General features: G+C 35.1%; 27 protein-coding genes and 1 other annotated feature. Of the genes, 8 read left to right on the top strand and 19 right to left on the bottom strand.

Annotation, left to right across the window (positions count from 1 at the left end; translation table 11 throughout):
- Positions 1 to 96: 96 nt before the first annotated feature.
- The 10 genes from HLK68_RS12140 to HLK68_RS12095 all read right to left on the bottom strand — a co-directional run bounded on the left by HLK68_RS12140 (position 97) and on the right by HLK68_RS12095 (position 9,642).
- Positions 97 to 747, bottom strand: a complete 651-nt coding sequence (locus HLK68_RS12140; protein WP_055164734.1) for an SdpI family protein — start codon at positions 745 to 747, stop codon at positions 97 to 99.
- Positions 737 to 1,012 carry an autorepressor SdpR family transcription factor gene (locus HLK68_RS12135; protein ID WP_006784901.1) on the bottom strand — a complete coding sequence of 92 codons (276 nt, stop codon included), beginning with the start codon at positions 1,010 to 1,012 and terminating at the stop codon, positions 737 to 739. The genes HLK68_RS12140 and HLK68_RS12135 overlap by 11 nt, the downstream gene beginning before the upstream one ends.
- Before the next feature lie 20 nt (positions 1,013 to 1,032).
- On the bottom strand, positions 1,033 to 1,854 hold the full coding sequence (locus HLK68_RS12130; protein ID WP_006784900.1) for a YhfC family intramembrane metalloprotease: 822 nt from the start codon (positions 1,852 to 1,854) through the stop codon (positions 1,033 to 1,035).
- Between the two features lie 89 nt (positions 1,855 to 1,943).
- A complete protein-coding gene (locus tag HLK68_RS12125) occupies positions 1,944 to 2,429 on the bottom strand; it encodes a GNAT family N-acetyltransferase (RefSeq protein ID WP_006784899.1) in 486 nt (161 codons plus the stop codon).
- A 42-nt stretch (positions 2,430 to 2,471) separates the two neighbouring features.
- Positions 2,472 to 3,275 carry a potassium channel family protein gene (locus tag HLK68_RS12120; RefSeq protein WP_009607372.1) on the bottom strand — a complete coding sequence of 268 codons (804 nt, stop codon included), beginning with the start codon at positions 3,273 to 3,275 and terminating at the stop codon, positions 2,472 to 2,474.
- 408 nt (positions 3,276 to 3,683) lie between these two features.
- Complete coding sequence (locus HLK68_RS12115; protein WP_132942626.1) at positions 3,684 to 4,841, bottom strand: alpha/beta hydrolase; 1,158 nt, start codon at positions 4,839 to 4,841, stop codon at positions 3,684 to 3,686.
- 70 nt (positions 4,842 to 4,911) lie between these two features.
- A complete protein-coding gene (locus HLK68_RS12110; RefSeq protein ID WP_238843595.1) occupies positions 4,912 to 6,288 on the bottom strand; it encodes an MATE family efflux transporter in 1,377 nt (458 codons plus the stop codon).
- 16 nt (positions 6,289 to 6,304) lie between these two features.
- On the bottom strand, positions 6,305 to 7,474 hold the full coding sequence (locus HLK68_RS12105; protein WP_009606369.1) for an aminotransferase class I/II-fold pyridoxal phosphate-dependent enzyme: 1,170 nt from the start codon (positions 7,472 to 7,474) through the stop codon (positions 6,305 to 6,307).
- A complete protein-coding gene (locus HLK68_RS12100) occupies positions 7,471 to 7,950 on the bottom strand; it encodes an Lrp/AsnC family transcriptional regulator (protein ID WP_006785139.1) in 480 nt (159 codons plus the stop codon). The genes HLK68_RS12105 and HLK68_RS12100 overlap by 4 nt, the downstream gene beginning before the upstream one ends.
- 48 nt (positions 7,951 to 7,998) lie before the next feature.
- Positions 7,999 to 8,229 (bottom strand) — a binding site (T-box leader).
- A gap of 57 nt (positions 8,230 to 8,286) precedes the next feature.
- Positions 8,287 to 9,642: an MATE family efflux transporter gene (locus tag HLK68_RS12095; protein WP_009606370.1), complete on the bottom strand. Its 1,356-nt coding sequence runs from the start codon at positions 9,640 to 9,642 to the stop codon at positions 8,287 to 8,289.
- A gap of 289 nt (positions 9,643 to 9,931) precedes the next feature.
- Between HLK68_RS12095 and HLK68_RS12090 the strand changes: the two genes are divergently transcribed.
- Positions 9,932 to 10,087 carry a hypothetical protein gene (locus tag HLK68_RS12090; protein WP_006785141.1) on the top strand — a complete coding sequence of 52 codons (156 nt, stop codon included), beginning with the start codon at positions 9,932 to 9,934 and terminating at the stop codon, positions 10,085 to 10,087.
- Between the two features lie 29 nt (positions 10,088 to 10,116).
- Here the strand turns inward: HLK68_RS12090 and HLK68_RS12085 are convergent, their stop codons facing one another.
- Positions 10,117 to 11,256, bottom strand: coding sequence for an AI-2E family transporter (locus HLK68_RS12085; RefSeq protein ID WP_237701252.1), 1,140 nt, complete (start codon positions 11,254 to 11,256; stop codon positions 10,117 to 10,119).
- Between the two features lie 59 nt (positions 11,257 to 11,315).
- Entirely contained in the window at positions 11,316 to 11,597 is a 282-nt protein-coding gene (locus tag HLK68_RS12080; protein ID WP_006783643.1) for a DUF503 domain-containing protein, read from the bottom strand.
- A 150-nt stretch (positions 11,598 to 11,747) separates the two neighbouring features.
- On the opposite strand from HLK68_RS12080, the gene HLK68_RS12075 reads away from it, so the two are divergent.
- Positions 11,748 to 11,903 (top strand): hypothetical protein, encoded by a 156-nt coding sequence (locus HLK68_RS12075; protein ID WP_006783642.1) that lies wholly within the window; start codon positions 11,748 to 11,750, stop codon positions 11,901 to 11,903.
- A gap of 63 nt (positions 11,904 to 11,966) precedes the next feature.
- Positions 11,967 to 13,106, top strand: a complete 1,140-nt coding sequence (locus HLK68_RS12070) for a DEAD/DEAH box helicase (RefSeq protein WP_055164740.1) — start codon at positions 11,967 to 11,969, stop codon at positions 13,104 to 13,106.
- A 41-nt stretch (positions 13,107 to 13,147) separates the two neighbouring features.
- On the opposite strand, the gene HLK68_RS12065 is transcribed toward HLK68_RS12070, so the two are convergent.
- The 3 genes from HLK68_RS12065 to HLK68_RS12055 all read right to left on the bottom strand — a co-directional run bounded on the left by HLK68_RS12065 (position 13,148) and on the right by HLK68_RS12055 (position 16,177).
- On the bottom strand, positions 13,148 to 14,143 hold the full coding sequence (locus HLK68_RS12065; protein ID WP_006785636.1) for an aromatic acid exporter family protein: 996 nt from the start codon (positions 14,141 to 14,143) through the stop codon (positions 13,148 to 13,150).
- Between the two features lie 12 nt (positions 14,144 to 14,155).
- Positions 14,156 to 15,610 (bottom strand): cardiolipin synthase, encoded by a 1,455-nt coding sequence (gene cls, locus HLK68_RS12060; RefSeq protein WP_009606477.1) that lies wholly within the window; start codon positions 15,608 to 15,610, stop codon positions 14,156 to 14,158.
- Positions 15,611 to 15,730: 120 nt separating this feature from the next.
- Positions 15,731 to 16,177, bottom strand: a complete 447-nt coding sequence (locus HLK68_RS12055) for a YaiI/YqxD family protein (protein ID WP_132942627.1) — start codon at positions 16,175 to 16,177, stop codon at positions 15,731 to 15,733.
- 198 nt (positions 16,178 to 16,375) lie between these two features.
- On the opposite strand from HLK68_RS12055, the gene HLK68_RS12050 reads away from it, so the two are divergent.
- The 3 genes from HLK68_RS12050 to HLK68_RS12040 all read left to right on the top strand — a co-directional run bounded on the left by HLK68_RS12050 (position 16,376) and on the right by HLK68_RS12040 (position 19,341).
- Positions 16,376 to 17,224, top strand: a complete 849-nt coding sequence (locus HLK68_RS12050; protein WP_006785633.1) for a DegV family protein — start codon at positions 16,376 to 16,378, stop codon at positions 17,222 to 17,224.
- A 76-nt stretch (positions 17,225 to 17,300) separates the two neighbouring features.
- Positions 17,301 to 17,717 carry a hypothetical protein gene (locus tag HLK68_RS12045; protein ID WP_006785632.1) on the top strand — a complete coding sequence of 139 codons (417 nt, stop codon included), beginning with the start codon at positions 17,301 to 17,303 and terminating at the stop codon, positions 17,715 to 17,717.
- Between the two features lie 184 nt (positions 17,718 to 17,901).
- Entirely contained in the window at positions 17,902 to 19,341 is a 1,440-nt protein-coding gene (locus HLK68_RS12040) for an alanine/glycine:cation symporter family protein (RefSeq protein ID WP_132942628.1), read from the top strand.
- A gap of 31 nt (positions 19,342 to 19,372) precedes the next feature.
- Here HLK68_RS12040 and HLK68_RS12035 read toward each other — a convergent pair whose 3' ends face one another.
- The 3 genes from HLK68_RS12035 to ade form a co-directional block, all read right to left on the bottom strand.
- Entirely contained in the window at positions 19,373 to 20,485 is a 1,113-nt protein-coding gene (locus tag HLK68_RS12035; protein WP_129821374.1) for a radical SAM protein, read from the bottom strand.
- Positions 20,486 to 20,578: 93 nt separating this feature from the next.
- Positions 20,579 to 21,004, bottom strand: a complete 426-nt coding sequence (locus HLK68_RS12030; RefSeq protein ID WP_006785629.1) for a hypothetical protein — start codon at positions 21,002 to 21,004, stop codon at positions 20,579 to 20,581.
- 87 nt (positions 21,005 to 21,091) lie between these two features.
- Entirely contained in the window at positions 21,092 to 22,831 is a 1,740-nt protein-coding gene (gene ade, locus HLK68_RS12025) for an adenine deaminase (protein ID WP_132942629.1), read from the bottom strand.
- Between the two features lie 174 nt (positions 22,832 to 23,005).
- Here ade and HLK68_RS12020 point away from each other — a divergent pair, with 174 nt between their 5' ends.
- Complete coding sequence (locus HLK68_RS12020; RefSeq protein WP_132942630.1) at positions 23,006 to 24,097, top strand: DUF3810 domain-containing protein; 1,092 nt, start codon at positions 23,006 to 23,008, stop codon at positions 24,095 to 24,097.
- A gap of 70 nt (positions 24,098 to 24,167) precedes the next feature.
- The gene (locus HLK68_RS12015; RefSeq protein WP_006785626.1) at positions 24,168 to 24,851 is read left to right on the top strand and encodes a TIGR00266 family protein; all 684 of its coding nucleotides are present in this window, start codon (positions 24,168 to 24,170) and stop codon (positions 24,849 to 24,851) included.
- Between the two features lie 23 nt (positions 24,852 to 24,874).
- Here HLK68_RS12015 and HLK68_RS12010 read toward each other — a convergent pair whose 3' ends face one another.
- Positions 24,875 to 25,606 (bottom strand): hypothetical protein, encoded by a 732-nt coding sequence (locus HLK68_RS12010; protein WP_006785625.1) that lies wholly within the window; start codon positions 25,604 to 25,606, stop codon positions 24,875 to 24,877.

Raw genomic sequence — 25,606 nt, 5'->3', positions numbered from 1 at the left:
AATCATGTACCTTATTATGTCATAAATTTTGGATTTTATTCAATCTAAAAATAGCATAACTTCAACGGAAAACTTGTAAAAAAAAGATGGAATTTCTTAAGAAATTCCATCTTTTTTATTCGATTGACAATGATATAGATAATATGAGTATCCCATTGAAAAAATGATTGGAATAAAAATACAAGCCAGATATAAGCTCATTCCTACTATACCTGATACAAAAGCACAGAAAAGCATTAAAACGCCACTCACAACGATTAAATAAGAACTCATACGATGCGTTTTAGTCCAAACCTCATCACTTGCTAAAGTCCATGGCGTACGAATGCCAAACGTATAATTCGGTTTCACTTGTCCTAAATAATTCCCCATGACAATAAATAAAATCGAAATTCCAATCTTAGCAATCAAATCAATGGGCAGTTCAACTCCTAAAGCAACAAGAAAAGTCATGATTTGTAAGACAACCATAAATAAGATTAAGATTAACATCACACGTTCATATGCTTTTGTAAATTTAGAAAAAGATTTTTGCTTTGGATCAATTTTTGGCATAAGCCAAAATAACCCATACATGAAAGCAGGAAGACAAGCTAGAACAATAGCCATCCATCTAGGGCTGTAACCATCCACATCACCATTGATGTTCCAGTGCGTTGGAATTTGCTGTGGTAAAACAGGATAAGCGATGAGTGTTGCGACGAGTGTCAATCCTATCACACTGACTAAAAATTTATTAATTTTCATGATTCCCTCCTCGATACATAAACTCATAAAACCACCCAATCACATCTTGAACCACGGTTGTATTTAACGTATAGACAACGAATTGCCCTCTTTTTTCACTTTGTACTAAATCCGCATTTTTTAAGATGTTTAAGTGATGAGTAATAGAAGGCTTACTCATGTCAAAACATTCTGCAATTTGCCCCGCTGTCATCTCACCCTTGTTCAATTTTTTTAAAATCGTACGACGAGTGGGATCCGCGAGTGCTTGAAAAACCTTATTCACTAACTTACCTCCTTATGTTACTAATACCCAGCTTTTTGATACTTTTGTAATTCTTGATCCTCAGGAATAGATAAATCTTCTTTATATCGCTTTATTTGTCTGAAAATAAACACTAAGAATCCAATGGCAAAGAGCGTGACGAGTCCTTCGGTTGCAATTAAATTAACTTTTCCAAGTTGATAAAGCGCCGCTGGCAAATCTAACGAGGCATGTAATAAAATAGCGAAAAGATAATACTTGATTTTACGTTCACGAACGGCTTTAAACACAAGAACCGATAATCCAATTTGGATGATGAGCGTCATCAAACGTTCATAGCCTGCCACCCCAAATATAATGGGCGACACCATCGTTAATTGTTCGGTTATGGATTGCTCAAGTGCTGTACTAAACCCCAAATTTTCAATTAATCCATGATTAATAAACAAAGAGATAACGATATTACTAATATACGTTGTCCCGACAATTAGCATCGCTTCTATTCCGCCATGGCCAACGCCATAGCTCAAACTATCTTGAAGTCTTGTTTGTTTTTTTAAACAAAACCTAAAACAAAGATAACGAGCTGTTTCCTCAAAAATACCAGCCATTAATCCCCCATATAAACTATAAATAACAGGCTGAGTTAACCAACTTGACGTGTTTCCATTTACGACTAAGAAATAATAATTGATCGGTGCTTCAATCACCTGAACTGCAACGACAAATGCAATCATTCCGGTTAAAAAACTTGTAATAGAAGCTTGATATCTCTTTCTTAGCCACCAAATTAAAACAAGTGGTACTATAAAACAAACAAAACACGTTATCCCCATCATGATGAATGATGATGTACTAACCATTATACCATCCCCCAATAATTAGTTAATTATCTAATTAATAATCTTATTATAGAAAATGTATGTTTGAGTGTCAATTAAGATTCCTAAGATTACCTAATGATTTTTTCATATGACTTTTCAGTTGAATTTTCTCCAACTTTTTTAAACCCTAGCGACTCAAAAAGCCGTTGTGAACTCGTATTATAGTGAAAAATGGCAGGCACAGATATTTTTTGCATCCCTTTCTCTTTAGCGCGCTTTAATAGGGTTTTAATCACCTGCTTTCCAATTCCTTGTTGCCAATATGCCTCAACACCGATGGCAATAGGTAGATTCTCTTCCCACAACGTGACATCTCCAATCGAGACCCAATCCTGATTTTCACAAACTTGAATGAAATAAAGTTCTCCTCTAGTGCTTAAAAATTCATACATATTATAAATTTCATCTAGCCCATAAACTCGATTGCTAATTCCTTCTGATAAATACATCACTTTCTCATTTTGATACCAAGGCAGTGCGTGATCCCACTCTGATTTATCCGGCGTATATAAGCGAAGTCTTTCCTGAATATTAATGATTTTAGGTTGATTCATTTTCTCTCTCCTTTACAGTCTACTATCATATCACACCTTAGGTTACTCTTCCTCTTTTTTCTCAATAACTTTCACACGTTCTTCTTGTATTTCCTCCTGACCTTTTTTTATAAGGGTTAAGACAGAAATAATTTGTTGAAATTCCTCAAAGCTCAATTCATCAAAATGATTCAATTTTTCAATCATCTCATCTACAATTTTAGGACGATAGACATCATGGCTTTTATTTAAAAAATAGGTTGAAATCGTCCCCGTTAAAGCTCCTAAAAAGCCAATCCCAGTTAACATGACAACAGAAGCAATGAGACGTCCGATTCCCGTTTTAGGTACGATATCACCATATCCCACCGTCGTTAACGTAACAATGCTCCACCATAATGAATCTTTAAATGAAAATCCTTCAACGAGTGAGATCCCACCAGCGCCTAACAATACAATGACAAGAGTGGCTAAGGACACATAATGAAGATTATTCGTTTTAAAAAATTGACTGATTTGTTTAAAAGCTGTCGTTAACATGACTGTGACCTTTACCACCTTTGTAAATCTTAACAAAGGTAATAATTCTGCCACTCGAGCGAGCCGAAATAAGCGATAAATGGAGAAAAAGGGAATGATGACAATTAAATCTATCTTATGAGATAAAAAAAACTGTTTCTTATCTTTACTGACTCCAAGTCTCACCAGATAATCAACGAAAAAAAATAGCCAAATTAAAACATCTAATGTATTAAAAAGCGCATCAATTTGAGGCGTTAATGAGAGAGTTAATTGTAACAGCGTCATAATGATGACAACAAAAGACAAAACAATAATGGTGGCTTGATATAACGACATTTTCTTCATAAATAACCTCAACTCAAATTCATTCTTTTTATTAGTTTTATCCTAATTTCAATTCCTATAACAAAAAAACTATCTCAAGCGAGATAGTTTTTTTGGAGTTAAATTAATTCTTTCTTGATAATAAAAACTCATACATCAAGTGAAAATGCTAGATTTCTATTATCTCCTCGTTTTATTGTCTAACTTTTACCTGATGAGCTGGGCAGAGTGATTTGAGATACAAGTAAATGTTTTTTACCGTTATAAATCTTAATTATCATTTAATATTAAAATATATCATGAGTAATGACTTTAATTTCATCTCATAAGCTATGAATTATCTTATTTTTTTCTGATTTCCACTATGGCTAACCGATTATATTTCAATATCGGAAAAATCCCGTTACTTTCCATTATTAAGCACTCTTTTCAATTCACTTCATTCAATCCGGCTTCATCCTTTATTTCTTTTGTTGGATAAACCTCATTAATAATTTGTTTGATAAAATCATTCATGGATGGTTCATCTTGTGTTGAAATATAATGAGCTGAGTGACTTAAGATGAGATAATCCTTTTTAGGGGCTTGGAATTTTTGAAACCATTGTTGTAATAAGTCTTTTGAACAGATATAATCATCGACTCCTGATATAAAATAGATTGGAATTTTAAGGTTTGTCATGTCTTCATCAAATTGAACCGCATTCAATTCAGCCCATAAGTTACTTTGTGTTAAAACCTTATGTGATGTTTTAAACAACGTTTCATAAGCTTCCTTTATACTTAAGTCAGGTGATGAGAAGGCTTGAGCAATCCATTTTGAAATATTGAGTCCCGCTACACCATCGTGCATTTTAATATAAGCTCCACTATTAGTAATTGCTTTCGTAAAAAGTTCTTGATGCGCTACCTTTTGATAAGGCGGGTATCCCATTTGTTTCAGTGCTAAAACTAATTCATTCGCCCCAATACTTGCGTATTCATCGATAAGCCATTCATACAGTTCTAAATCAGATTTAGATGGATTGACGACTTGTCCAATGCCAAAATATGCTTCAATGAGCTGCGGAATTTCTTTTACTAAGTTCATTCCGAGAACAGTTCCCCAAGAAAATCCAATTACATAAAGTTTGTCTTTATTAAACGTTTCTAATAAATAATTGATTAATTCTTTTGCATCTTGTTGCAATTGTGTTAAAGAGACATTTTGACTAGTCAAGGTCTCATCATAGCTCTTTCCTGATCCCCGTTGATCCCAATAAACAGCCGTACAATGTGTCAGCAAATCTTGATTTTGTCCACGTGCACTAATCCCATATGGAACAGATAAGCCAGGCCCACCATGTAAATATAAGCACAGTGGTTTACTTTGACTCATCCCTTCGATTGCAATGTATTGCGTCACACCTCCTAATTCTATTTCTCTTATTTCACTGATTCCACCGCTATCAATGATTTGATTAATTTGACTTTGAACGTGTCGCTGTTCAATTCGTCGATATGCTAAAATTCCTCCGATTAAAATAACTCCCAATACGACAACCGCGATGATTAGTTTAATGATTACTTTGTAAATACGACGTTTCAATGTTGAAATCCTCCCCTTTAATTCATATTACAATTTATGTTAGAACAACCAAAAAAAGCACTGAAAAATTTCAGTGCTTTTCGCCTTTTGCTAGTTCTAATCGCTTCATTTTTTTAAATTGTTTGACTAAGAAATAGAGGGTGATTGAGATTGCTAATGTATCCGAAATGGGTTGTGCCAACCAAACACCATCTAATCCTAAAAAAGGAGGTAAAACTAAAAGCAAAGGAACTAATAAAATAAGTTGTCTCAATAAACTTAGAATCATAGCAATCCGTGCTTTTCCAATGGACTGAAAATACGTGGATCCAATAATTGAAATCGAGACAAATGGAAACATGAATAAATAAATCCGAATCCCTTTGACTGTAATCGCCATCAACTCTTGATCACGATTAAAAAGTGAAATCATCATTTCTGGGAAAAATTCAATCACAATAAAACCTATGGTTAAAAAAGCAGACGCCATTAAAACAGAGTATAAAAAGGTCTGATTCGCTCGATGGTATTCACGAGCTCCATAATTGTAACCAATGATTGGTTGTGCTCCTTGATTAATACCGAAAATCGGCATTAAAAACATCATCGAAATGGAAGAAATCGTCGCAAAGGCTCCAATGGCTAAATCACCACCGTAAGCTTTTAACGTATTATTTGAGACCACTTGAACTAAACTCGCCGCTAATTGCATAGCAAATGGAGCTGATCCAATTGCGAGGATACTTTTGACTAAATTAGACTCAAGCTTCAAGAATTTTGATTTAAACGTCAATCGTGATTTTCCCATAACAAAATAAAGTAACACCCAAATAGCAGTTGTAGCCTGAGAAATAACAGTTGCGATAGCCGCTCCTTGAATTCCCCATCCTAATCCAAAGATAAAAATAGGATCTAAAATAATATTAATGATGCATCCAACAACCATCGTTAAAGCAGCCATTTTGGGGTTTCCATCTGCTCTAATGTTACTGTTTAAAGAGTAGCCCATCACATTAAAAATCGTTCCATATAAAATCACTGTAATATACCGATCGGCATAAGGCAAAGTGCTTGAACTTGCCCCAAATAAATTTAAAATCGGCGTTTTAAAAACAAGGCCAAGAACCGTCAATGCTAAAGCGATAATGGTCGATAAGGTGATATTATTTCCTATTAAACGCTCTGCATTTTCTCGCTCCCCCTGCCCTAATTTAATCGAGATATTAGCGGTACTTCCAACTCCTACTAACATCCCGCAGGCTAGAATAATGGTGGTAATTGGTAGCGTAATGCCAACACCTGTTATGGCGAGTGAACCGACCTCGGGAATATTTCCAATGAAAATACGGTCTACCACATTATACAGGGCATTAACAATCATCCCTACGATAGCAGGAATCGAATATTGAATTAATAAGCGATAAACCGGCTTTGTCGCTAACTCTTCTTGATGTTTCAAAAGCTTCACCTTTTCTTTTGTTTAATTAACGTGTTGGATTTTGTTTTAAAAAACGTTCAATTCGAACTAACGCCTCCATAATATTTTCCATAGATGACGCATAACACGCACGAATATATCCTTCCCCACAATCCCCAAAAGCATTACCTGGAACGGTTAAAACTTTTTCTGATCGTAATAATTTCTCACAAAACTCATCCGATGATAATCCCGTTGATTGAATACACGGAAAAACATAAAAAGCTCCTAATGGTTCAAAGCAATCAAGACCCAACTTTCTAAATCCATTCACAAGGACTCGACGACGACGATTGTATTCTTTAACCATCGTCTCAACACTATGATCTCCATTTTTCATCGCTTCAATCGCAGCATATTGCGAGGTTGTTGGGGAACACATAATCGCATATTGATGAATTTTTTTCATGGCATTGATTAAAGTTGGATGACCGCAGACGTATCCAAGTCGCCATCCTGTCATCGCATACGCTTTTGAAAATCCATTAATCACCAATGTTTGATCTTTCACGCAATCAAAACTTGCAATGGAAACGTGCTCCTTTTCATATGTTAATTCCGCATAGATTTCATCCGAAATAATAATGATGTCTTTATCTTTGACAACCTCTACGATTTTTTCAAGTTCGTCACGTGTCATAATCGCTCCCGTAGGATTATTAGGAAACGGCATGATTAAAACTTTTGTTTTAGGCGTGATCGCGGCTTCTAATTCTTCTGCAGTTAATTTAAATTCGTTTTCAGCCTTTAATTCAATCACAACAGGTGTGGCTCCAGTAAATGTCGTACATCCTTTGTATGCGACAAAACTTGGTTCTGGAATGATGACTTCATCACCCGGACCAACAAGTGCTCGAAGTGCAAGATCAATCCCTTCGCTCCCTCCTACGGTTACTAAAATTTCATCCACCTGATAGCTTAAATTAAAACGGCGATGTAAATAACGTGAAATTTCATGACGCAATTCCATGAATCCAGCATTCGAAGAATAATGGGTATGACCTTGTTCAAGTGAATAAATTCCCGCTTCACGAACATTCCATGGAGTCACAAAATCAGGCTCGCCTACTCCTAAAGAAATCACACCTTCCATTTCATGCACCATATCAAAATACTTTCGAATCCCAGATGGTGGCATTTTTTTTACATTCTCTAAAATCATATTTTCTAATCTCATAAAATCACAACCTCACGATCATCAAATTCCTGGTCTTTAAAGATGGTTCCATGATCTTTATATTTTTTTAAGACAAAGTGTGTTGAACAACTTAAGACATATTCTTGAACGGCTAATTTTTCAGAAACAAACATCGCCACTTGCTTCATCGTTTTTCCTTCCACAATGACCGTTAAATCAAATCCACCTGACATCAGGTAACAAGCACGCACTTCATCAAATTTATAAATGCGTTCTGCGACACTATCAAATCCTGCTCCACGTTGTGGTGTCACTTTTACCTCAATTAACGCCGTCACTGTTTCATGACCCGTATTCTCCCAATTGATAAGGGTTGTATAGCCTGCAATAATACTTCGCTCTTCATAATCTTGAATCGCTTCGCGAACTTCTTCTACTGTTTTACCGGTCATCACGGCAATTTGCTCGTCGGTATATCGACTATTTTGTTCTAAAATCTCTAAGATTTCTTCCATCATCTTTCCTCCTAGCTCAAATGAAAATAAAAAAAGTCCTTCATCCCAAAAAGGGACGAAGGACTACTTCGCGGTACCACCCTAATAAGTAATTTAAATTACCCACTCAAGTCCTCAGTAACGCGAGGGAACGTCTTAGCCTAATTAAAAAGACATGCTTTTTAGTTCTCAGCTAGCGACTCAAAGACTGCTTCAACCTAGATGCTTTACTAACTTCCACCACCCGTTAGCTCTCTAAAAAAGTTGACTAGATTTACTCTTTCTTATCATAATCTTTAACTATTTTACCTTATTATAGCTAGAAAGAGTCTGAAAAACAAGTCTATTTTAGAAATTTTATGCCATTTCACGAACCATATTATTTATCCATTTATTTGAACGGAAACGACGACTAATAATTAAATAACGGATTACTTCTTCACATGAAATAAGGAAGATGACATAGGTAATCGGCCATTTAAAAATAAAGGCTCCAATGATTCCAAACGGAATTCCAAAAATCCACATGCTTAAACCTTGAACAATTGAACCGTATTTTGCATCTCCACCTCCACGTAAAATTCCAACAATTTGAACACCATTATAAACACGTGGCAGCATAAAAATAGCAAAGATATACAAGATTTGAATCGCATTTTGTCGCACAAGATCTGAAACCTTATAAATTCCAACAATGGCTGGTGCAAATAAAACAAGACCAACCGCCATGACGACCGCAATAATTAACGCGAGGCGAATAATCTTTTTAGCGTAAATAATCGCTTGCTCTTCTTGATTTGCTCCAATTTCGTTTCCAATGACCACTACAGAAGCATGGGCCATTCCAAAGACCACAATCATAAATAAATTCATAATCGTCGTCGTAATTTGTGTCGTAGCAATGGCATTTACTCCCATTCGACCATAAATGATATTATAAGTAATATTTGTTAATCCCCAACAAGCTTCATTCAAAACAACAGGTAAAGCTGCTTGATATAACATCCCCGCCATTAGACGATCAAATGTAACGAGTTGCTTGAATGATAAGTTTAGTGGTTTAACTTTTAAGGCCACGACGATGATGATAATAAAACATTCGACTAATCGAGCCATTAGTGTTGCGATGGCCGCCCCTACTACTCCAAGTGCTGGGAATCCAAGTAATCCAAAAATTAAAATTGCATTGAATACGCCATTAATGATTAATCCAATTAAACTTCCCCACATCGGTAATGCAGTATTTCCAATACTACGAAGTGCACCAGCAAATACAAATGAAATAGCCGTCGCTAAATAACTAAAAATAGAAACACGAAGATACTCACTTCCAAAACGGATAACATCTGGATCTGGATTAAATATTTTAATAATCGATTCTGAACCAAAGAATCCAATCACGGTGAAAATAACAGCAAAAACTATTCCTGCTGCTAACCCGAGTTGTAAAACTTTTTTAACATTCTCTGTGTCTTCTTTTCCCCATAATTGAGCGATTAAAATCGAGCATCCTGCTCCAATTCCCATCACAAGTAAACTATATAAGAAATAAAACTGATTCGCAACACCAACAGCTGCAAGTTGGACTTCTCCTAAACTTCCTATCATCATCGTATCTAACATATTTAACGATGATGTAATCAAGTTTTGTAAGACAATTGGTATTGCTAAGATAAATAATCGTTTATAAAATTTACGATTGTTTTTTGGCATCTTACCCCTCATTTCTAACTAAAATTAAACTCTTGCGAACCGTTTTCTTTATTTTCACATAGAAAAACCCCCAATTTGAAGTTTGTTCAAAGTGGGGGTTCAACACTTGTAAAAATTAAAAAGATTTTATTCGCAAATTCCACATCATTCTATCAAATAATCAATTTAAATTCAAGTCCTATGTCAAAATTTTATCTTTTTCGTTCTATTTTACTTGTTTTATATAGTCAGGAATCAAAAAGTTCGTTACAATTAGGATAAGAATTTTAAGAGATAAGGAGTTTTCATCATGAATCAATCCACAACTAAACAATCTATTCAAGATTTATTAAATAAAAAGAAACAACAAACAGCTAATCAAAACAATCATATGATTCCGAGTCGTGAAATGGTAAAAGGTCAAAAAGGCAAAAGTAAACGACGCAAAGCCGGTATTTTAGGATAAAAAAAGCCCTCGAGATTCGAGGGCTTTTTTTATTCGTCAGACTCTTCTTGTTCGCAAACTAGAATTGTTTTGTCATAATAGTAGTTAATCGCATTTGAGGCATATAATTTTAAAACTCCCATAATCGGAACACCTAAAATCATCCCAACAATACCCATTAACTTCCCTCCAACCGTGACGGCTAATAAGGTGAAGAATGGATTTAACCCCATCTTTTGACCAACCACTTTTGGATCAATAATTAAAGACTCTACTTGTTGGACAATCAGTAAGAAAATCAGGGCAATGATTGCCACGATGGGATTATAGAATAAATTAATTCCAACGGCAATCAGTGTTCCAAAAATAGGCCCAACAAACGGGACCATATTTGTTAATCCAAAAATAACTCCTAAAAGGACGGCATATTTAGCACCCATCAAGGCGAGTCCAATCGTTGCGCAAATCCCAACGAAAATGGAATCAATGGACTTTCCAATTAGATATTTACCGATGTTTTCATGAAATAATCGTGAAGTCTGCAATATGTATCCCGCATTTTTTGGGCGAAAGATAATATAAATCAACTTTTTAGACATCTCAGTAAATTTTTCTTTTTCAACTAAAATATAAATGCTAATAATAAAAGCTAATAGAACATTTCCTGTTAAGGTCACGGCACCATAAGTGATAGACACCAATGAGCCGATTGAACTGGTCAAGATTTCAGTCACTTTTGGAATCATACTTAACAATTGTGTTTTAAACTCATTCAACTCTCCAAAATCAAAACCAGACATTTGATTGGTCCACCCATTAATCCAGGTTTGAATTTCAGTTGCATAACTTGGAATCTGCTTGATTAAATCTGAGGCACTATGATAAATGACAGGGAAAATAAAACTAATCATCAAGTAACACAGGAGTAAAAAACCAAAATATGTGAGACTAAGACTTAGATTACGTTTCACCTTAAATCGTTTTTCAATAAACATCATCACCGGATTAAAAATATATGCGATTATAAAAGCTAATAAAAAAGGAGAGAGTGTCGCTAGGATATCTTTAAAACTAGCAAAAAATACTTGATAATTATCCACCATCTTAATGATAATATAAGCGCAACTCACAAAAAATAAGCCCTTTATAAATGAAATTCGTTTTTCTAACCACTTTTCCAATTTAATCACACCTTGTTTAAGATGTATCAAATTATACTATAATTAGAAATGAATGACAATTTAAACCATTATAAAATTTCTCTTTCTATCCCAATTATTTCTGTTTCATAATTTGATTCAATAAAATTAACCACTTGATCCAAAATCGCATCGATTTGTGAAGTAGAATTCGACCCACACGTGATTCCAAGCGTAATGGTCTGATGTTCATCAAGTGTTGCAAACTCCTTAACCGATATATTAAATTTTTGACGTGTTTTGGCTACGATACTTCTCACAAGCATTCGTTTCTCTTTTAAACTACGCACCCAAGATGCGGATAAGACGATTTCAAGATAACCAATTTTCATTCTTTCACCACAATCCTTTTAAACTTACCCTTAGAATTTTACTTTTTTCGACATTTCATACGAGAAGAATAGATAAAAAACGTTAAATATTATAAAATAATAGGGTTAAGACTATTTTAACATTAATTTTTTAGTTTAGGAGATACCAAGATGGCAACAAAAAATATGGATTTAATGAAACAAATTATTGAACAAAAACGTCAAGGAACAAAACAACAAGATAAATTAAAACGTCCGGATAAAACGATTGGAGAACCTCGTAAACGTATCAAACGACATAAAGGTGGAGGATTATTCGATAAATAAATCGAGTTTTTCCACGCTTTAATTTATGATTACTTAGACACACTTACCATTAGGAGGAAGCCCATGTCTATTACATTTGAAAATTTAAATTTAGATTCACGTATCATTGCGGGATTAAACAAACAAAATATTAGTGTCCCAACCTCTATTCAACAAGAGGCCATTCCTGTTATTTTAAATCATCAAGATGTGATTGCCCAATCACATACAGGAAGCGGAAAAACATTAGCTTTTGTCGCCCCCCTTTTTGAAAAAATTGACACGACAAAACGTGAAATGCAAGTTTTAATCTTAGCACCTACACATGAGCTAGTCATGCAAATTGATGCTCAAATCAAGTTACTAGCAGCAAACTCAGAAATTCCGGTGACGTCTACCACGATTATTGGGGGCGCAAACATTGATAAACAAATCAAAAAATTAAAAGAAAAACCTCATATCATCACGGGATCATGTGGTCGTATTTTAGAATTGATTAAAAAGAAAAAAATTACGGCTCATACCCTTAAAACCATCATTTTAGATGAAGCGGATAGTCTACTTGATAATACCAATACCAAAACGATTCAAGATATTATTAAAACAACACTACGTGATCGTCAACTTTGTCTATTCTCAGCTTCAATTAGTGAGAATACGCAAACACTTGCGACGTCTTTAATGAAAGAACCTGTTATTTTAAAAACTGCAGATGCCGTCGAAATGAATCCAAATATTGCTCATTTCTATTTAAAAGGTGAGCGTCGTGATAAATTCGAATTACTTCGCAAATTGATTGTTGCCGAAAACCCAGAACGTGCTTTAATTTTTGTAAATCAAAACGATTCGATGCAAGAAATTGCTGAAAAATTAAATTATCATCAAAAAGAAACATTCGTCATGCGTGGTAACATTCAAAAAGAAGAACGCAAACGTGCACTAGATCTATTTAGAAGTGGAAAAATCAAATTATTAGTTTCATCAGATTTAACGGCTCGTGGTCTTGATATTCCAGAAGTCACACACATCATTCACCTTGACTGTCCGGCCAATCCAAATGAATATTTACATCGTGCGGGTCGTACGGCTCGTGGGTATGCAAGTGGAAAATCAATTTGTATCATTACAGATAAAGATTTAAGTACATTGAAAAAATATCAAAAGAAATTTAACATTCAATTTAAAGAAATGAAAGTTTCACACGGTCAATTTATAGAAGCATAAAAAAAAAGTCATTGAGCAAGGTCTCAATGACTTTTTTTTATTTACAAACTCTGTGGTCCAAATTTCAAACGTTGTTGTTCCGTCAAATTTCGAACAAAATGGCATTTAATTTCAAGGAGATATTGCAAATCATTTAAATATTGGAATAATAAGGCTCGATTTTCAAACTCTTCTCGTGTTTTAGGTAACTCTTGATTACGACATTGAGTTAAAACATCTTGTGTCATTTGAATTAAATCTTCTGCAGGATTATATTCATGTAAATTAAAAGCAATATGTTCCGTTAAATCTGCAATTAAACTCGACTGTTCGACGGTCATTACCACTTTTCCAAGCGTCTGTCGCATACTTAAAAGCACCTGATATTGCATGAAGCGCATATCCATATATTGAACATAGTACGTCATTTCATCTAATAAGTAATTTTCTTTGTGCAACATAGCTCGATCTCTCGCTTTTAGCAACATCTCCTCCAATGTTTGAAATAAAAATTCTTCATCAATCGCCACCGATTGACTTGAGGTCGTTCCCGCTAAGCACAGCAGAACAATTCTAAATTGCTCTTCTATTTTTGCCTGATCTTCTTTAATACGGGGTTGCATTTTTGGCATATAAAGATTAAATAAAATAGCAATTCCTGCCCCGATGATGACTAAAAAAAACTCATTCGCAATTAAAGAGAGACTAATATATCCCTCTCCTAAGAGATGTGTGACCAACACTGAACTCATCACAATGCCATCGCTTAATTTATAGGAAACAGCCAATGGAATAAAAATCAGTAAATATAATCCAAATGCGAACGCATTAAAGCCAATGAGTGAGAATAAAATCCCACTAATCATAAGCGCTAAGCAAGTCGAATTAAATCTAGACCATGCAATTTCAACAGACTTTCGCTTCGTGTTTTGTACACTTAAAATCGTGATAACCCCTGCAGAAAGCGCATATTTAAGCCCGAAAAAGTTAGCTAAAATAATGGCAATGGTTGCCCCGACAGCCGTTTTTATGGTTCTCATACCAATTTTCTTTCTCATTCTTAATCTCCCCTACATTAACATTGATAATAATCGATAAATCGATTCTTCAGCTTTCATAACCCAAGATTTATTGCGTTCGTATTCAAAATCAAGCAAACGGCAATTTTGTTGATCAAATTCAAATTGTTTAATTAATTGCTTCGCCATCTGATCATCATAGATAAAAGCTGTGATTTCAAAATTAATGCTAAAACTTCGAACATCCATATTAACAGATCCAACTGAACTCATTTTTCCATCGATGATAATAATTTTGGAATGTAAGAACCCTTCATAAAAATAAACTTCAATTCCCGCTTCAAGCAACTCTTTAATATAAGAAGTGGTTGTTCGATGCACGAAATGATTATCCGGAATCACTGGAATCATGATTTTAACATCTAAACCAGAATGAGACGCAATTTTTAACACATGTAAAAACTCACTATCTGGAATAAAATACGGAGTTTGAATCCAGATACTCTTTCTTGCACTCATAATTAATTTAATAAAAGCAGCACGCATATGGTCTGTTTTTTGATCAGGACCATCCGTAATAATTTGTAGATAGGTTTTAGTTGTAATGGTTGGCGCTTTAAAATACAGGTTAAGATTCTGTTCAATCTGTGATACATCTGCTTCATTTTCCATGACGGCAAAATAATCTTTTAAAAATCTCATTTGAAGTAACGGAACAGCCTCTCCCTCCACTCTAAAATGGGCATCACGCCATGGGCTATACTTAGGATTAAGCGATAGATACTCATCACCGATGTTCATCCCACCCATGTATCCAATTTTCCCATCAATCACGACAATTTTTCGATGATTTCGATAATTCCAATTTAATGTGAAAATTTTCAATTTAGCTGGATAATGCTTCACAACGATTCCACCTGCCTCAATTAAAGGCTTAAAAAAAGAGGCGGGAGTCATGAAACTTCCTCCATCATCATAAACTAATCGAACTTTAACGCCCTCTTTTGCTTTTCGCGTTAACGCAGATAATAAGGCCTCTCCACTTTGGTCACCTCGAATAATAAAGTACAGAATATTAATCGTTTCTTTAGCTTCGTTAATATCTTGAATTAAACGTTCGTATTTGGCCTTTGCCTCTGAAAAAAGTTCCACCTCATTATAGGTTGTTAAAAGACTATGATTATAATTTAAATTAAATTGAATTAAAGATGAAAACGGATGGTTTTCTTCATCTAACGCTTTAAATCTTTCCATTTGATTAGCGACGTTTGATTCATGATGATTTTGTTCAATCTCATCGACAAATGTTCTTTTTTCTTTAACAATAGGTCCATGCCCAAATAATAAGTATAAAATAAATCCGATTAAAGGGACAAACATCATGAGCATTGTCCAAGCAATAATAAAAATAGGCTCTTCCCTTCTTCGGAAAATCATCACTAAAATAGCTCCTAAATTCAAAAAATGAATGAGGGTGAGCGATAGTGCGACGATTAAAGCAATCATATTAAAACCTCCATCGTTCATTCATTTCCATTTCATCTAAAACGTCATAGATGATGATAAAAACAAATCAAATTCCTTACATATTATATCGTATTTGAATAAATTTTGTAAGATTCCATTTTAATTTGTCGTCGTTAATCTAGACAGTAAGCTCTGAAAAGAAGTTTTAAACGCTAAGTCATCGTCTCGTGTTCGTTTCGCTGGCCCTTTTAATCTTCCGCCTGAATTTCTTATTTTTTGAGAGAGATGTCGCGCAAATAGGAGCTGATCAATATTTTGTATCGTATACTGCATCCCACTTTGATGGATCACGTAAGCCTGCTTGGTTAACCCCATCGCCGCTAATCCATAATCTTGAGTCACGATAATATCGCCTTTTTGAACATGTCGCATCAATTCAAAATCCGTTGCGTCACGCCCTTTATTTACCATAATTGTTTTAATCCCTTCTCGATTACAAACATGTGCAGTATCACAAATTAAGATGACAGGGATGTTATAAGGCGCAGCTAGATTAATCACAAGGTCTGTCACTGGACATCCGTCTCCATCAATTAATATTTTCAAAATTCCACATCCTTTTTAACGTCGTTTTTTATCCGATGATTGATTTATCTTTTTATTTCCTCATTGTACGTCATTTCACTCAAATCTCAAAATATATTTGCATTTTTTGTTAATTTTTTCTTTATCTTAAGTTATAATATTGGTTATTAATTAGTATCCCTGTTTCTTTTATTTTTATCTCATTTTAGGAGGATCCTTATGTCAATTAAAGTGATTACAGATAGTACATCTTACATTCCAAAGGAAATTCAAGAAGATTTAGATCTTTCAATTGTCTCGCTCAATATTATTGTTAAAGGAACTAGTGAACGTGAATTGGATGTCAACTTAGACCAATTTTATAGCCACCTAAAAGAGCTCAATGAAATTCCAACCTCTTCTCAACCCACACCTGATGAAATGTTAGAAACATTTGAGTCATTGGTTCGTAACGGGCACGATATTTTCGGAGTTTTCTTATCTTCTGAGATGAGCGGTACCTTCTCAAATGCCCATATGATTCGTGACTTAGTGCTTGAGAAATACCCTACTGCCAATATTCAGCTGTTTGACTCAATGACTAATTGCATGCAAATGGGTTATATTGCAATAGAAGCGGCAAAAGCAGCAAAAGCAGGGGCTTCAATGGATGAAGTCATCGAAGTTGCGACACAAGTGAAAGAGCACAGTCGTTTCTTATTTACGCCTGAAACACTTGATTACTTAAAAAAAGGCGGACGTATTGGAGGGGCTTCAGCTCTATTAGGGAACATTTTCCAAATAAAACCAATTTTAACAGTCGAAGACGGGAAAACAACTGTCTATACAAAAGTTCGAACGAAGAAAAAAGCGATTCAAACCTTTATCGATAAGTTTAAAGAAGATTTAACGTCTCGCGAGCTTGGAGGCGTTATTGTTCATCATATTAACAATGAAGAGGATGGATTTCTTCTCGCTCAAAAACTTGAAGAAGAGTTAAAACAACCGGTGGGATTACAATCTATTGGACCTGTCATTGGATGTCATGTTGGACCTGGAAGTATTGGGATCGCCTATTATACAAAATAAAACTTGCCCACGCTTTAGTGAAATGATATAATTCAAAAGTTATGGAAAAATAAAGATTGCGAAGTGAGATTAAGTTATGAAAAGTTCAGCTATTGAAAAGCGTATTGTTAAAATCGATCATGTGATTGCTGCGATGAATGTCGCTAAAAAATATCTTTCAAATCATGAAGAAATCCAAAATGTTATTTTAGAATTAAATCGTGAACGTCAATTATTAGTCAATGATTTATATCGCGATGATTTAATTGCTTATGAAAATATTCGTGAAGAATTAGAAGATATCGTCGGATTTGAATTAGATGCAGAAGGACAAAAAGACTTACTAGAAAAAATTAAAGAAGCTTTTGGACGTCAAGCTGCGACGGATGGAAAAACATCAACAGGATTAAATGCTTGGTTAAAGAAATTAAACGTGGAGTATACTTGGCAAAACAACGACGACTCAGATTGGGCAACATTAGTGGTTACAGGACTTGGTATCTTTAAAAAATAAATGAAAACCTTAAGGGCTTCCTTAAGGTTTTTTTGTTAACCATAATCTAAAAATTTTCCATTTTGACTCATTCTAATTTTTTACTATTAATGGTTTAAACTTACATTTTCTTTCATTTTAAGTTATAATAGAAATCGGAGTGTCGAAAAAAATTGGATTTTGATAAGTAAAAAAGGAGGCCAATATGGAAACTATTCAAACAATGGGAAACTCGATTTTAGATGGATTAAATAATTTGATTAGTGCTGGTAACACGTATATCGGAAGCTATCTGTTAATTGTCCTACTGTTAATCGCTGGTTTCTACTTTAGCTTTAGAACAGGATTTGTTCAATTTAGAATGATGAAAGAGATGATTCGACTTCTAGGGGATGGAGTTGGAAAATCTAATAAAAATGAAGATAAAATCTCATCTTTCCAAGCCTTTTGTATTAGTACCGCTTCTCGCGTTGGAACTGGAAACATTGCTGGCGTTGCCCTTGCAATTGCAGTCGGTGGACCAGGTGCTGTCTTTTGGATGTGGATCATTGCTTTAATCGGAGGAGCTTCAAGTTTCATTGAAAGTACCTTAGCTCAAATTTATAAAGTAAAAGATGAAAATGGGGCGTATCGTGGAGGTCCTGCTTACTACATTGAAAAAGGATTAAACAAACGTTGGTTGGGTCTTATCTTCTCTGTTTTAATTACTATTACCTTCGGATTTGTCTTTAATGCCGTACAAGCTAACACGATTTCTGAAGCCTTCCAAACAGCCTTTGGAATGGACAAACTAGTGATGGGACTTTTATTAGCAGCTGTGAGTGCTTTAATTATTTTTGGTGGTGTTCACCGTATTGCTAAAGTTTCAGAGGTAATCGTTCCTATTTTAGCAGTGGCTTATGTTTTAGTAGCCATTGTAGTGATTATCTTAAATATTAAAGAAATCCCTCATGTTTTTAACTTAATTATCTCAAATGCATTTGACTTCTCTTCATTTGCATCAGGAGCCTTTGGTGTGATGTTCATTCAAGGGGTAAAACGCGGTTTATTTTCAAATGAAGCTGGAATGGGGAGTGCGCCAAATGCAGCTGCAACAGCTGAAGTCACTCATCCGGTTAAACAAGGGTTAATTCAGACATTAGGTGTTTTTACCGACACGATTTTAATTTGTAGCTGTACCGCTTTTGTTATTTTATTATCCGGTTCATATACAGATTCTTCCTTAACAGGAATTCAATTAACGCAACATGCCTTAACTTCACAAATTGGAGCTTTTGGTAACTACTTTATTGCCTTCTGTATTTTATTATTTGCTTTTAGTTCAATTATTGGAAACTACTATTATGGAGAATCAAATATTGAATTTATGAGTACGAAGAAAACTTATTTAATTGCTTACCGTATTATTGTAGTGGCAATGATTATCTTCGGATCATTAACGAAAGTAGCGATTGTGTGGGACTTAGCTGACTTATTCATGTCATTTATGGCTATTGTAAACCTCATCGCTATCATATTACTTGGACACCTCGCTATTAAAGCATTGAAAGACTATACAGAACAAAAGAAACAAGGAATTAAAGAACCTATCTTCAAAGCTTCTAATATTAAAGGCTTAACAAATGTGGATGAATGGCAAGACTAAAAAAGGACGTGATTAAATTCACGTCTTTTTTTTAGATTTGATATTGTTTTAAAACTTGCACTAGTCTAGCTCCGTTAATCATTTTGGTATTAAACTGAGGAATTTCAACTACTTGATTCATACTCTCAAGCATGGTGTTATAGGCTAATGGTCCGATTACACAACGCCCAATAAAAGGAGAATAGCTTTGTAAATGAACAGCCATATACGGACGCATTCGTCTCATATCATTTAATTGACGTTCTAGCCACTGATTCATTTTAGGTGTCAATTCTTCTCCACTCTTTGGCTGATGAGTACTTACATAGAGTTGAAGTCTTGACCCATGTTTAATCAATGGTAAAATAAATCGATCACTGACGACTTTTTCTAAATTAGTCGCTTTAAGAGGCGTCACAACCCCAAATAATAACCCTTGTGATTTTAGCAAATCAAATGTTTCAAAAATCTGATGATATAAGCCTGGATTCACCTGCTCTTTCATCTCATTCGCTTCCCCTTCAAGCACGATCATCGGCAACACATTCCCGAGATTGACAAGGCGCTGGCAACGCTCTGTGTTCATTGATGTCCCATTCGTAAATACAATAAACTCAACATCTGAATATTTCTCATACAACTTTAACAACCCATCATTTAAAACAGGGTCTCCCCCACTTAAAATAATCAAATGAATTCCAATTTCTTTTGCTTCGAAGACTAATCGATCAATTTCACTTAATGGCATCGAGAACGAGTGGTCATGAGGGTAGTAACAATCCTTACAGTTTAATTGACAGTCCATTCCAATATCAAGCATCAATGCATACGGAATTTGAACTTGATATTTTTGACTTGCCTGTTCTCGCTTATTGATGCCTTCCCATGCTTCTTTAACCGCGATATTTTGTAAAAAGTGGTTTAATACATTTTTATGCGTATTATACACCATATTTTTAATATACCGTTTAATCGAAGGATGGCTATCATAATACGATTTTATTTCTTTAACGGTTTGTTGAATTTGAGGATCAGTAATGAAATTTTGCGACATCTCATATAGTTTATCTACCCCATTTTCAGGATCCTCTTTTAAAACTTCGACAATATTAGCCACAATAAAATTTGTCGGCAATAAATTCATATTATTTAAAAAATTTAGCATGATTTCACCTCATTTTTTCTTACGTTGGTGACCTAGACTCTCTCTTAATTATATTGTCGAAACAAATAAAACATGACCTATATTTTTATGGATTTAATAAAAATTGACATTATGGTAGTCGACATCTACTTCAACTGGCTGCGTTTTATTATTCAGAAGGAGATCCTTTAAATATTCATACACATACTGTCTAGCCTCTGACTCTTGGACCTCAAAAAAGATAAACACAAAACGAAGTCGCCTGCCATTTATCTTTTGGACATCGTAAGACACCCCTGCTTTAAACGGATTGACGGCCACGACATAATTAATTTCCTCTTGATTATCACTTAATGAAGCTAAATGATGAGCAACAATACAGGCTTCATTAATGCCGAACCAATGATGATATAAATCATTCACCAAATTGGCACTTTCTCCATCTTGATAATATTGAATAGCTTTTGCATTTCTTGCAAATTTTTCAATAGAAGAGGTCTTATGATTTAAAATGACCACTTGTATGGTTTTAATATTCATCGTCTCTCTCCCTCCTCTTTTTAAACCGGCCCCCATCAACTTATTATATGAGCCATTATAAAAAGTGTTCGCTATAGCGAACACTTTTTATGAGACAACAGAAATAAAGTCAAATTTCATCACATCAAACAAACCTTTATCTGTTAATTTAATTGCCGGAATAACTGGTAGCGTTAAAAACGAAAGCGTCAAAAAAGGATTAAAATCAAGACTTGGTGCAATCATTTCAATGGCTTCATGTAATAATTTTAATTCTTCAATGACATCACATGCGGCGCGATTGGTAATTAAACCACCAATTTCTAGTGTTAAAGAAGCTAATACTTTTCCTTCACAAACCACGATAATGCCTCCACCCATTTGTTGCAATTGTCTTGATGCAAAGAGCATCTCTTCATCATTTGTCCCACATACAATTAAATTATGTGAATCGTGTGAAATGGTCGTGGCAATGGCACCTTTTTTTAACTTTAAGCCTTTGAGCACTCCCAGTCCAATGTTATTCGTCAAATGATGACGTTCAATCACCGCCACTTTTAATAAATCACGTTCCACATCGGAATGAACTTCATCCGTCACTCCTAATTCTTGTAAGTTAAAACACTGATGAATCGTTTCTAATTTATTTGGAATTAGCTCAATCACATTTAATATTTCTTTATCACGGCACGAAATTTTGAACGACTCAAATGTTAACGTTGGTAATTTTACCGTGTTTTCAAACGTCTTAGTTATTTTTGAGTTCCTATTCTCTCCTACCTCTAAAACACCTTGATGAACGACACGAATCCCTTTTTTGTAAACCGAATGAATGTTAAATGAATCTAGATCATCTAAGATAATAAAATCGGCTATAAATCCAGGGGCAATGGCACCATATCCGTCTAGTTTATAACACTCCGCTGTATTTAAGGTACACATTTGAATGGCTGTTTCAATTTTTAAACCATGTTTAACCGCTACTTTAATGGAGTGATCAATACTTCCTTCTGTCATTAAATCATCAATATGTTTATCATCGGTACAAAAACAAATACGTCGGCTGTTGGCGATGCTTGCCACTGAAATTAATTTTTCTAAATTTTTAGCCACACTTCCTTCGCGCATTAACACATACATCCCACGACGTAAACGATCAATCACTTCCTCAGCTGTGTGACATTCATGATCCGTCGTAATTCCTGCTGTGACATAAGCATTGAGCGTCTTTAAATCAAAACTTGCGCCATGCCCATCGACCGTTAAGCCACGCTTTCTCGCATCCATAATTTTTTGAATCATGTCATCCTCTCCATGGATAACAGCTGGAAAATTCATCACTTCCGCTAATCCAAGAACACGGTGATGAGCGTATAAAGGAGCTAAGTCTTTCGCATAAAGATTGGCTCCTGAATTTTCAAACCCCGTCGCCGGAACACAAGAAGGAAGCATCACATACATATCAAACGGAATGTCCTCGCTCAACTTAATCATTAATTCAATCCCCTCAACCCCTAGCACGTTCGCTATTTCATGTGGGTCCGTAATCATCGATGTAATCCCATGCTTTAATGCTTCCTTATAATATTCACAAGGTGTCACAAGCGATGACTCAATATGAGCATGCGCATCAATTAATCCAGGACAGATAAACTTCCCGCTTCCATCCACTTCACAATTTCCTTGATATTCCCCAATTCCAACGATATGGCCCTCGTGGATGGCGACATCAGCAACAAATCGATCATTTTGAAACACATCAATAATCGTAATATTTTTGATTACCAAATCACATCCGATTTGATGACTAGCTGCTTTAATTTGATTCACTAATTGAACTTTCCTCATCATCTCACCTCTAGAAGTTTTCTTACTAGTTAACCATATGTGATAAAAATTGTCTAGTATTTTGTCTCATTTTCACAATGATTCGACAAACCAGCTTCCTGAATTACCTCATTATTGGTATGTCATCCTCTTTTTGTTATAATAGAAAGAAAGCTAGATAATCGGAGGTTTTTTATGAAGCGTTACTTGACACCACTCATCTTACTCTGCCTGTTTCCTCTATCACTTTTACTCATCTTCATGGCCAAATCTAACCCTACCACGCTCACCGCACTCTACTCTGAACGGTTTAATCAATGGGTCGTTGAAAAATTAAGCCAGCTAACTGGAATACTTCCTTTTTCGTTATTTGAATGGCTCATTTATTTTTTAATCCTAATGATTCTTGGATACTTTGGTCTAACGTTGTATCAAGTGGCAATGTATCCAAAAACTTGGTTGTCCATCATCGGGCGCTTTTTCCTTCATCTTTTAAGTTTTGCCAGTTTATTATACTTTTTATTCACGATTTTATGGGGGCTCAACTACTATAAAACACCCCTAGAAGAAACCTTACAGTTAAACTTGAGCCCTCGGTCAGTCGAAGAATTAGCTCTCCTTTATGATTATCTCATCAATCAAACGAATGAAACTAGAACTCAAGTGTTCGAAAATGAAGACGGTATCTTTACAATTAACGAAACTATCTCAGAAATTTTTAAGCGCGCACCGCTTGGCTATGCAGCAGCTGCAACAACTTATCCTTTTTTAGGTGGGGATTACGGGCTTCCCAAAGCAGTGTTTCTCTCAGATTTAATGTCTTATACAAACATTACAGGAATTTATTCTCCCTTTACGGCAGAAGCCAATGTCAACGTTTCAGTTCCAAAGAGCACCCTTTTATTTACCACAATGCATGAAATGGCCCATCAACGTGGCTTTGCGAGTGAAAATGAAGCGAACTTCATCGCCTACCTCACCTGTATCGCTCACCCTGATGTTGATTTTCAATATTCAGGCTACTTAAATGCCTTAAGTTATGTCAATCGTGCTTTAGCACTTGTTGATCGTGAAACACTCATCACCTTAAACGAAAAATTATCCGACGGTGTACGTCGTGATTTAAATGATCAACGCGATTACTGGAAACAATACGAAGGAAAAGTTGAAGAAACCTTCACCCAAATGAATCAAACGTACTTAAAACTAAACGGTGTCAACGATGGGGTTCAAAGTTATGGTCGTGTGGTCGACTTATTACTAGCGTACTATGAACCTATAAATTAGTTGACCTCTTGTTTCACTTTGCTTTTTGTGGTAAATTATGGTTAATAAAACAAAATGAAGGAGGCTCTAAATGAAAACATCTATTTTCGGAAACGATTTACCTGGTGTTTCAATTGTGTTAGATAAAGGAGAGAGTGTGTACACCCAATCAGGTGGTATGGCTTGGATGGACAATGGGATTACAATGAATACTAACATTAAGGGAGGCTTAATGAAAGGGATTGGCCGCATGTTTTCGGGTGAATCTTTATTCATGGCAACCTATACCTCAAGCCTTCCAAACCAAGAAATCGTCTTTGCTTCAACGTTTCCTGGTAAAATCATTGAACTTGATTTAGTTCCAGGACAAGATTGGATTTGTCAAAAAAGTTCATTTTTAGTCGGTGAACCTGGCGTTAATTTAAGTGTCGAGTGGACTAGACGTGTATCGGCTGGTTTATTTGGTGGCGAAGGTTTTATTTTACAGCGATTATCCGGTCATGGAAAAGTCTTTTTAGAAGTCGCTGGAAGCGTGGTCAAACGTGAATTAAAACCCGGTGAAGTCATTAAAGTTGACACAGGCAATGTCGTTGGATTTGATCGTCAGGTCAAGTATGAAATTGAAACCGTTAAAGGATTTAAAAATATTTTCTTTGGAGGAGAAGGTCTCTTCTTAACCAAATTAACAGGACCCGGAACAGTTTATTTACAAACCTTAACCATGCAAAATGTAGCAAGTCGTTTACTCCCCTTTATCCCTACTGGAGGAAATTAAAAAGAGCTCAATCGAGCTCTTTTTTAATAGGCTAGTCTTTTTAATCCCGACGTGGTTTTAATCAAGATTTTGTCATGTTGTGGCATCATGAATAGCACGTCCTCTTCAATCACCGTGACTTCTTGTGTTAACAGATGACACTGTTTTAACATTTGATGGTCTAAGAAGTAAATGAGATAGCCTTCTACAAAAAAACTCTCACATTGAATCGGAAAACTGACTAAAAGCTGTTTGTCTTTCATCACCACTAACTCCTGTTCACAACTAACAAATAATAAATCTTGATGTTGAGCAATGCTTTTAACACCTGTTGTGATTAGTGTTTGATTGATGATGTTTGATTCACAGCAAAGATTTGACTCCTCATCCACATAATAAATCTCATCTGCCAGTTCAAGTAGTCTTGAAGACATTTGAGGCGCTTTTCTTTGGATTAGGTGTTTCAGTTCTGCCACTCCTTGCTCTAGCTTTTGAAATCTGTTGGCTTCTTCCTCACTTAGTTTTTGAAGTTGTGCCACTGATGAATAAGCACTCATCAACTGGTTCATTTCATGATTTAAGGCTTTAATTTTTTGCGTCCCGTTTTGTGACAACTCCACAATTTCTTCAAGCATGACCATTTCAACGAGTTCATCTAAATTTGATTTTAATGTTTCCAATACTTCTTTAAATGATGTCACTTTATGATCTAACACTTCAATTCGTTTTAACGTTTTCTCAAACGTTTTAATTAAATCTAAAAATTCGACGTCCAT

The sequence above is a fragment of the Turicibacter sanguinis genome, from assembly GCF_013046825.1.
Taxonomy (GTDB): domain Bacteria; phylum Bacillota_I; class Bacilli_A; order MOL361; family Turicibacteraceae; genus Turicibacter; species Turicibacter sanguinis.
Note: the sequence above shows the minus strand (reverse complement) of the source record. Positions and strands in the feature narration are given on the sequence as shown.

What these genes read in the sequence shown, in the direction of transcription:
- HLK68_RS12105 (WP_009606369.1), bottom strand. Translation starts at nt 7,474, where the DNA reads ATGAGATTAGAAAATATGATTTTAGAGAATGTAAAAAAAATGCCACCA.
- cls (WP_009606477.1), bottom strand. Translation starts at nt 15,610, where the DNA reads ATGATTGCTTTAATCGTCGCACTATCGCTCACCCTCATTCATTTTTTG.
- HLK68_RS12070 (WP_055164740.1), top strand. Translation starts at nt 11,967, where the DNA reads ATGTCTATTACATTTGAAAATTTAAATTTAGATTCACGTATCATTGCG.
- HLK68_RS12045 (WP_006785632.1), top strand. Translation starts at nt 17,301, where the DNA reads ATGAAAAGTTCAGCTATTGAAAAGCGTATTGTTAAAATCGATCATGTG.
- HLK68_RS12080 (WP_006783643.1), bottom strand. Translation starts at nt 11,597, where the DNA reads ATGAAAATTGGTTATCTTGAAATCGTCTTATCCGCATCTTGGGTGCGT.
- HLK68_RS12090 (WP_006785141.1), top strand. Translation starts at nt 9,932, where the DNA reads ATGAATCAATCCACAACTAAACAATCTATTCAAGATTTATTAAATAAA.
- HLK68_RS12035 (WP_129821374.1), bottom strand. Translation starts at nt 20,485, where the DNA reads ATGCTAAATTTTTTAAATAATATGAATTTATTGCCGACAAATTTTATT.
- HLK68_RS12030 (WP_006785629.1), bottom strand. Translation starts at nt 21,004, where the DNA reads ATGAATATTAAAACCATACAAGTGGTCATTTTAAATCATAAGACCTCT.
- HLK68_RS12075 (WP_006783642.1), top strand. Translation starts at nt 11,748, where the DNA reads ATGGCAACAAAAAATATGGATTTAATGAAACAAATTATTGAACAAAAA.
- HLK68_RS12120 (WP_009607372.1), bottom strand. Translation starts at nt 3,275, where the DNA reads ATGAAGAAAATGTCGTTATATCAAGCCACCATTATTGTTTTGTCTTTT.
- HLK68_RS12065 (WP_006785636.1), bottom strand. Translation starts at nt 14,143, where the DNA reads ATGAGAAAGAAAATTGGTATGAGAACCATAAAAACGGCTGTCGGGGCA.
- HLK68_RS12040 (WP_132942628.1), top strand. Translation starts at nt 17,902, where the DNA reads ATGGAAACTATTCAAACAATGGGAAACTCGATTTTAGATGGATTAAAT.
- HLK68_RS12015 (WP_006785626.1), top strand. Translation starts at nt 24,168, where the DNA reads ATGAAAACATCTATTTTCGGAAACGATTTACCTGGTGTTTCAATTGTG.
- HLK68_RS12125 (WP_006784899.1), bottom strand. Translation starts at nt 2,429, where the DNA reads ATGAATCAACCTAAAATCATTAATATTCAGGAAAGACTTCGCTTATAT.
- ade (WP_132942629.1), bottom strand. Translation starts at nt 22,831, where the DNA reads ATGAGGAAAGTTCAATTAGTGAATCAAATTAAAGCAGCTAGTCATCAA.
- HLK68_RS12095 (WP_009606370.1), bottom strand. Translation starts at nt 9,642, where the DNA reads ATGCCAAAAAACAATCGTAAATTTTATAAACGATTATTTATCTTAGCA.
- HLK68_RS12010 (WP_006785625.1), bottom strand. Translation starts at nt 25,606, where the DNA reads ATGGACGTCGAATTTTTAGATTTAATTAAAACGTTTGAGAAAACGTTA.
- HLK68_RS12050 (WP_006785633.1), top strand. Translation starts at nt 16,376, where the DNA reads ATGTCAATTAAAGTGATTACAGATAGTACATCTTACATTCCAAAGGAA.
- HLK68_RS12140 (WP_055164734.1), bottom strand. Translation starts at nt 747, where the DNA reads ATGAAAATTAATAAATTTTTAGTCAGTGTGATAGGATTGACACTCGTC.
- HLK68_RS12020 (WP_132942630.1), top strand. Translation starts at nt 23,006, where the DNA reads ATGAAGCGTTACTTGACACCACTCATCTTACTCTGCCTGTTTCCTCTA.
- HLK68_RS12100 (WP_006785139.1), bottom strand. Translation starts at nt 7,950, where the DNA reads ATGGAAGAAATCTTAGAGATTTTAGAACAAAATAGTCGATATACCGAC.
- HLK68_RS12130 (WP_006784900.1), bottom strand. Translation starts at nt 1,854, where the DNA reads ATGGTTAGTACATCATCATTCATCATGATGGGGATAACGTGTTTTGTT.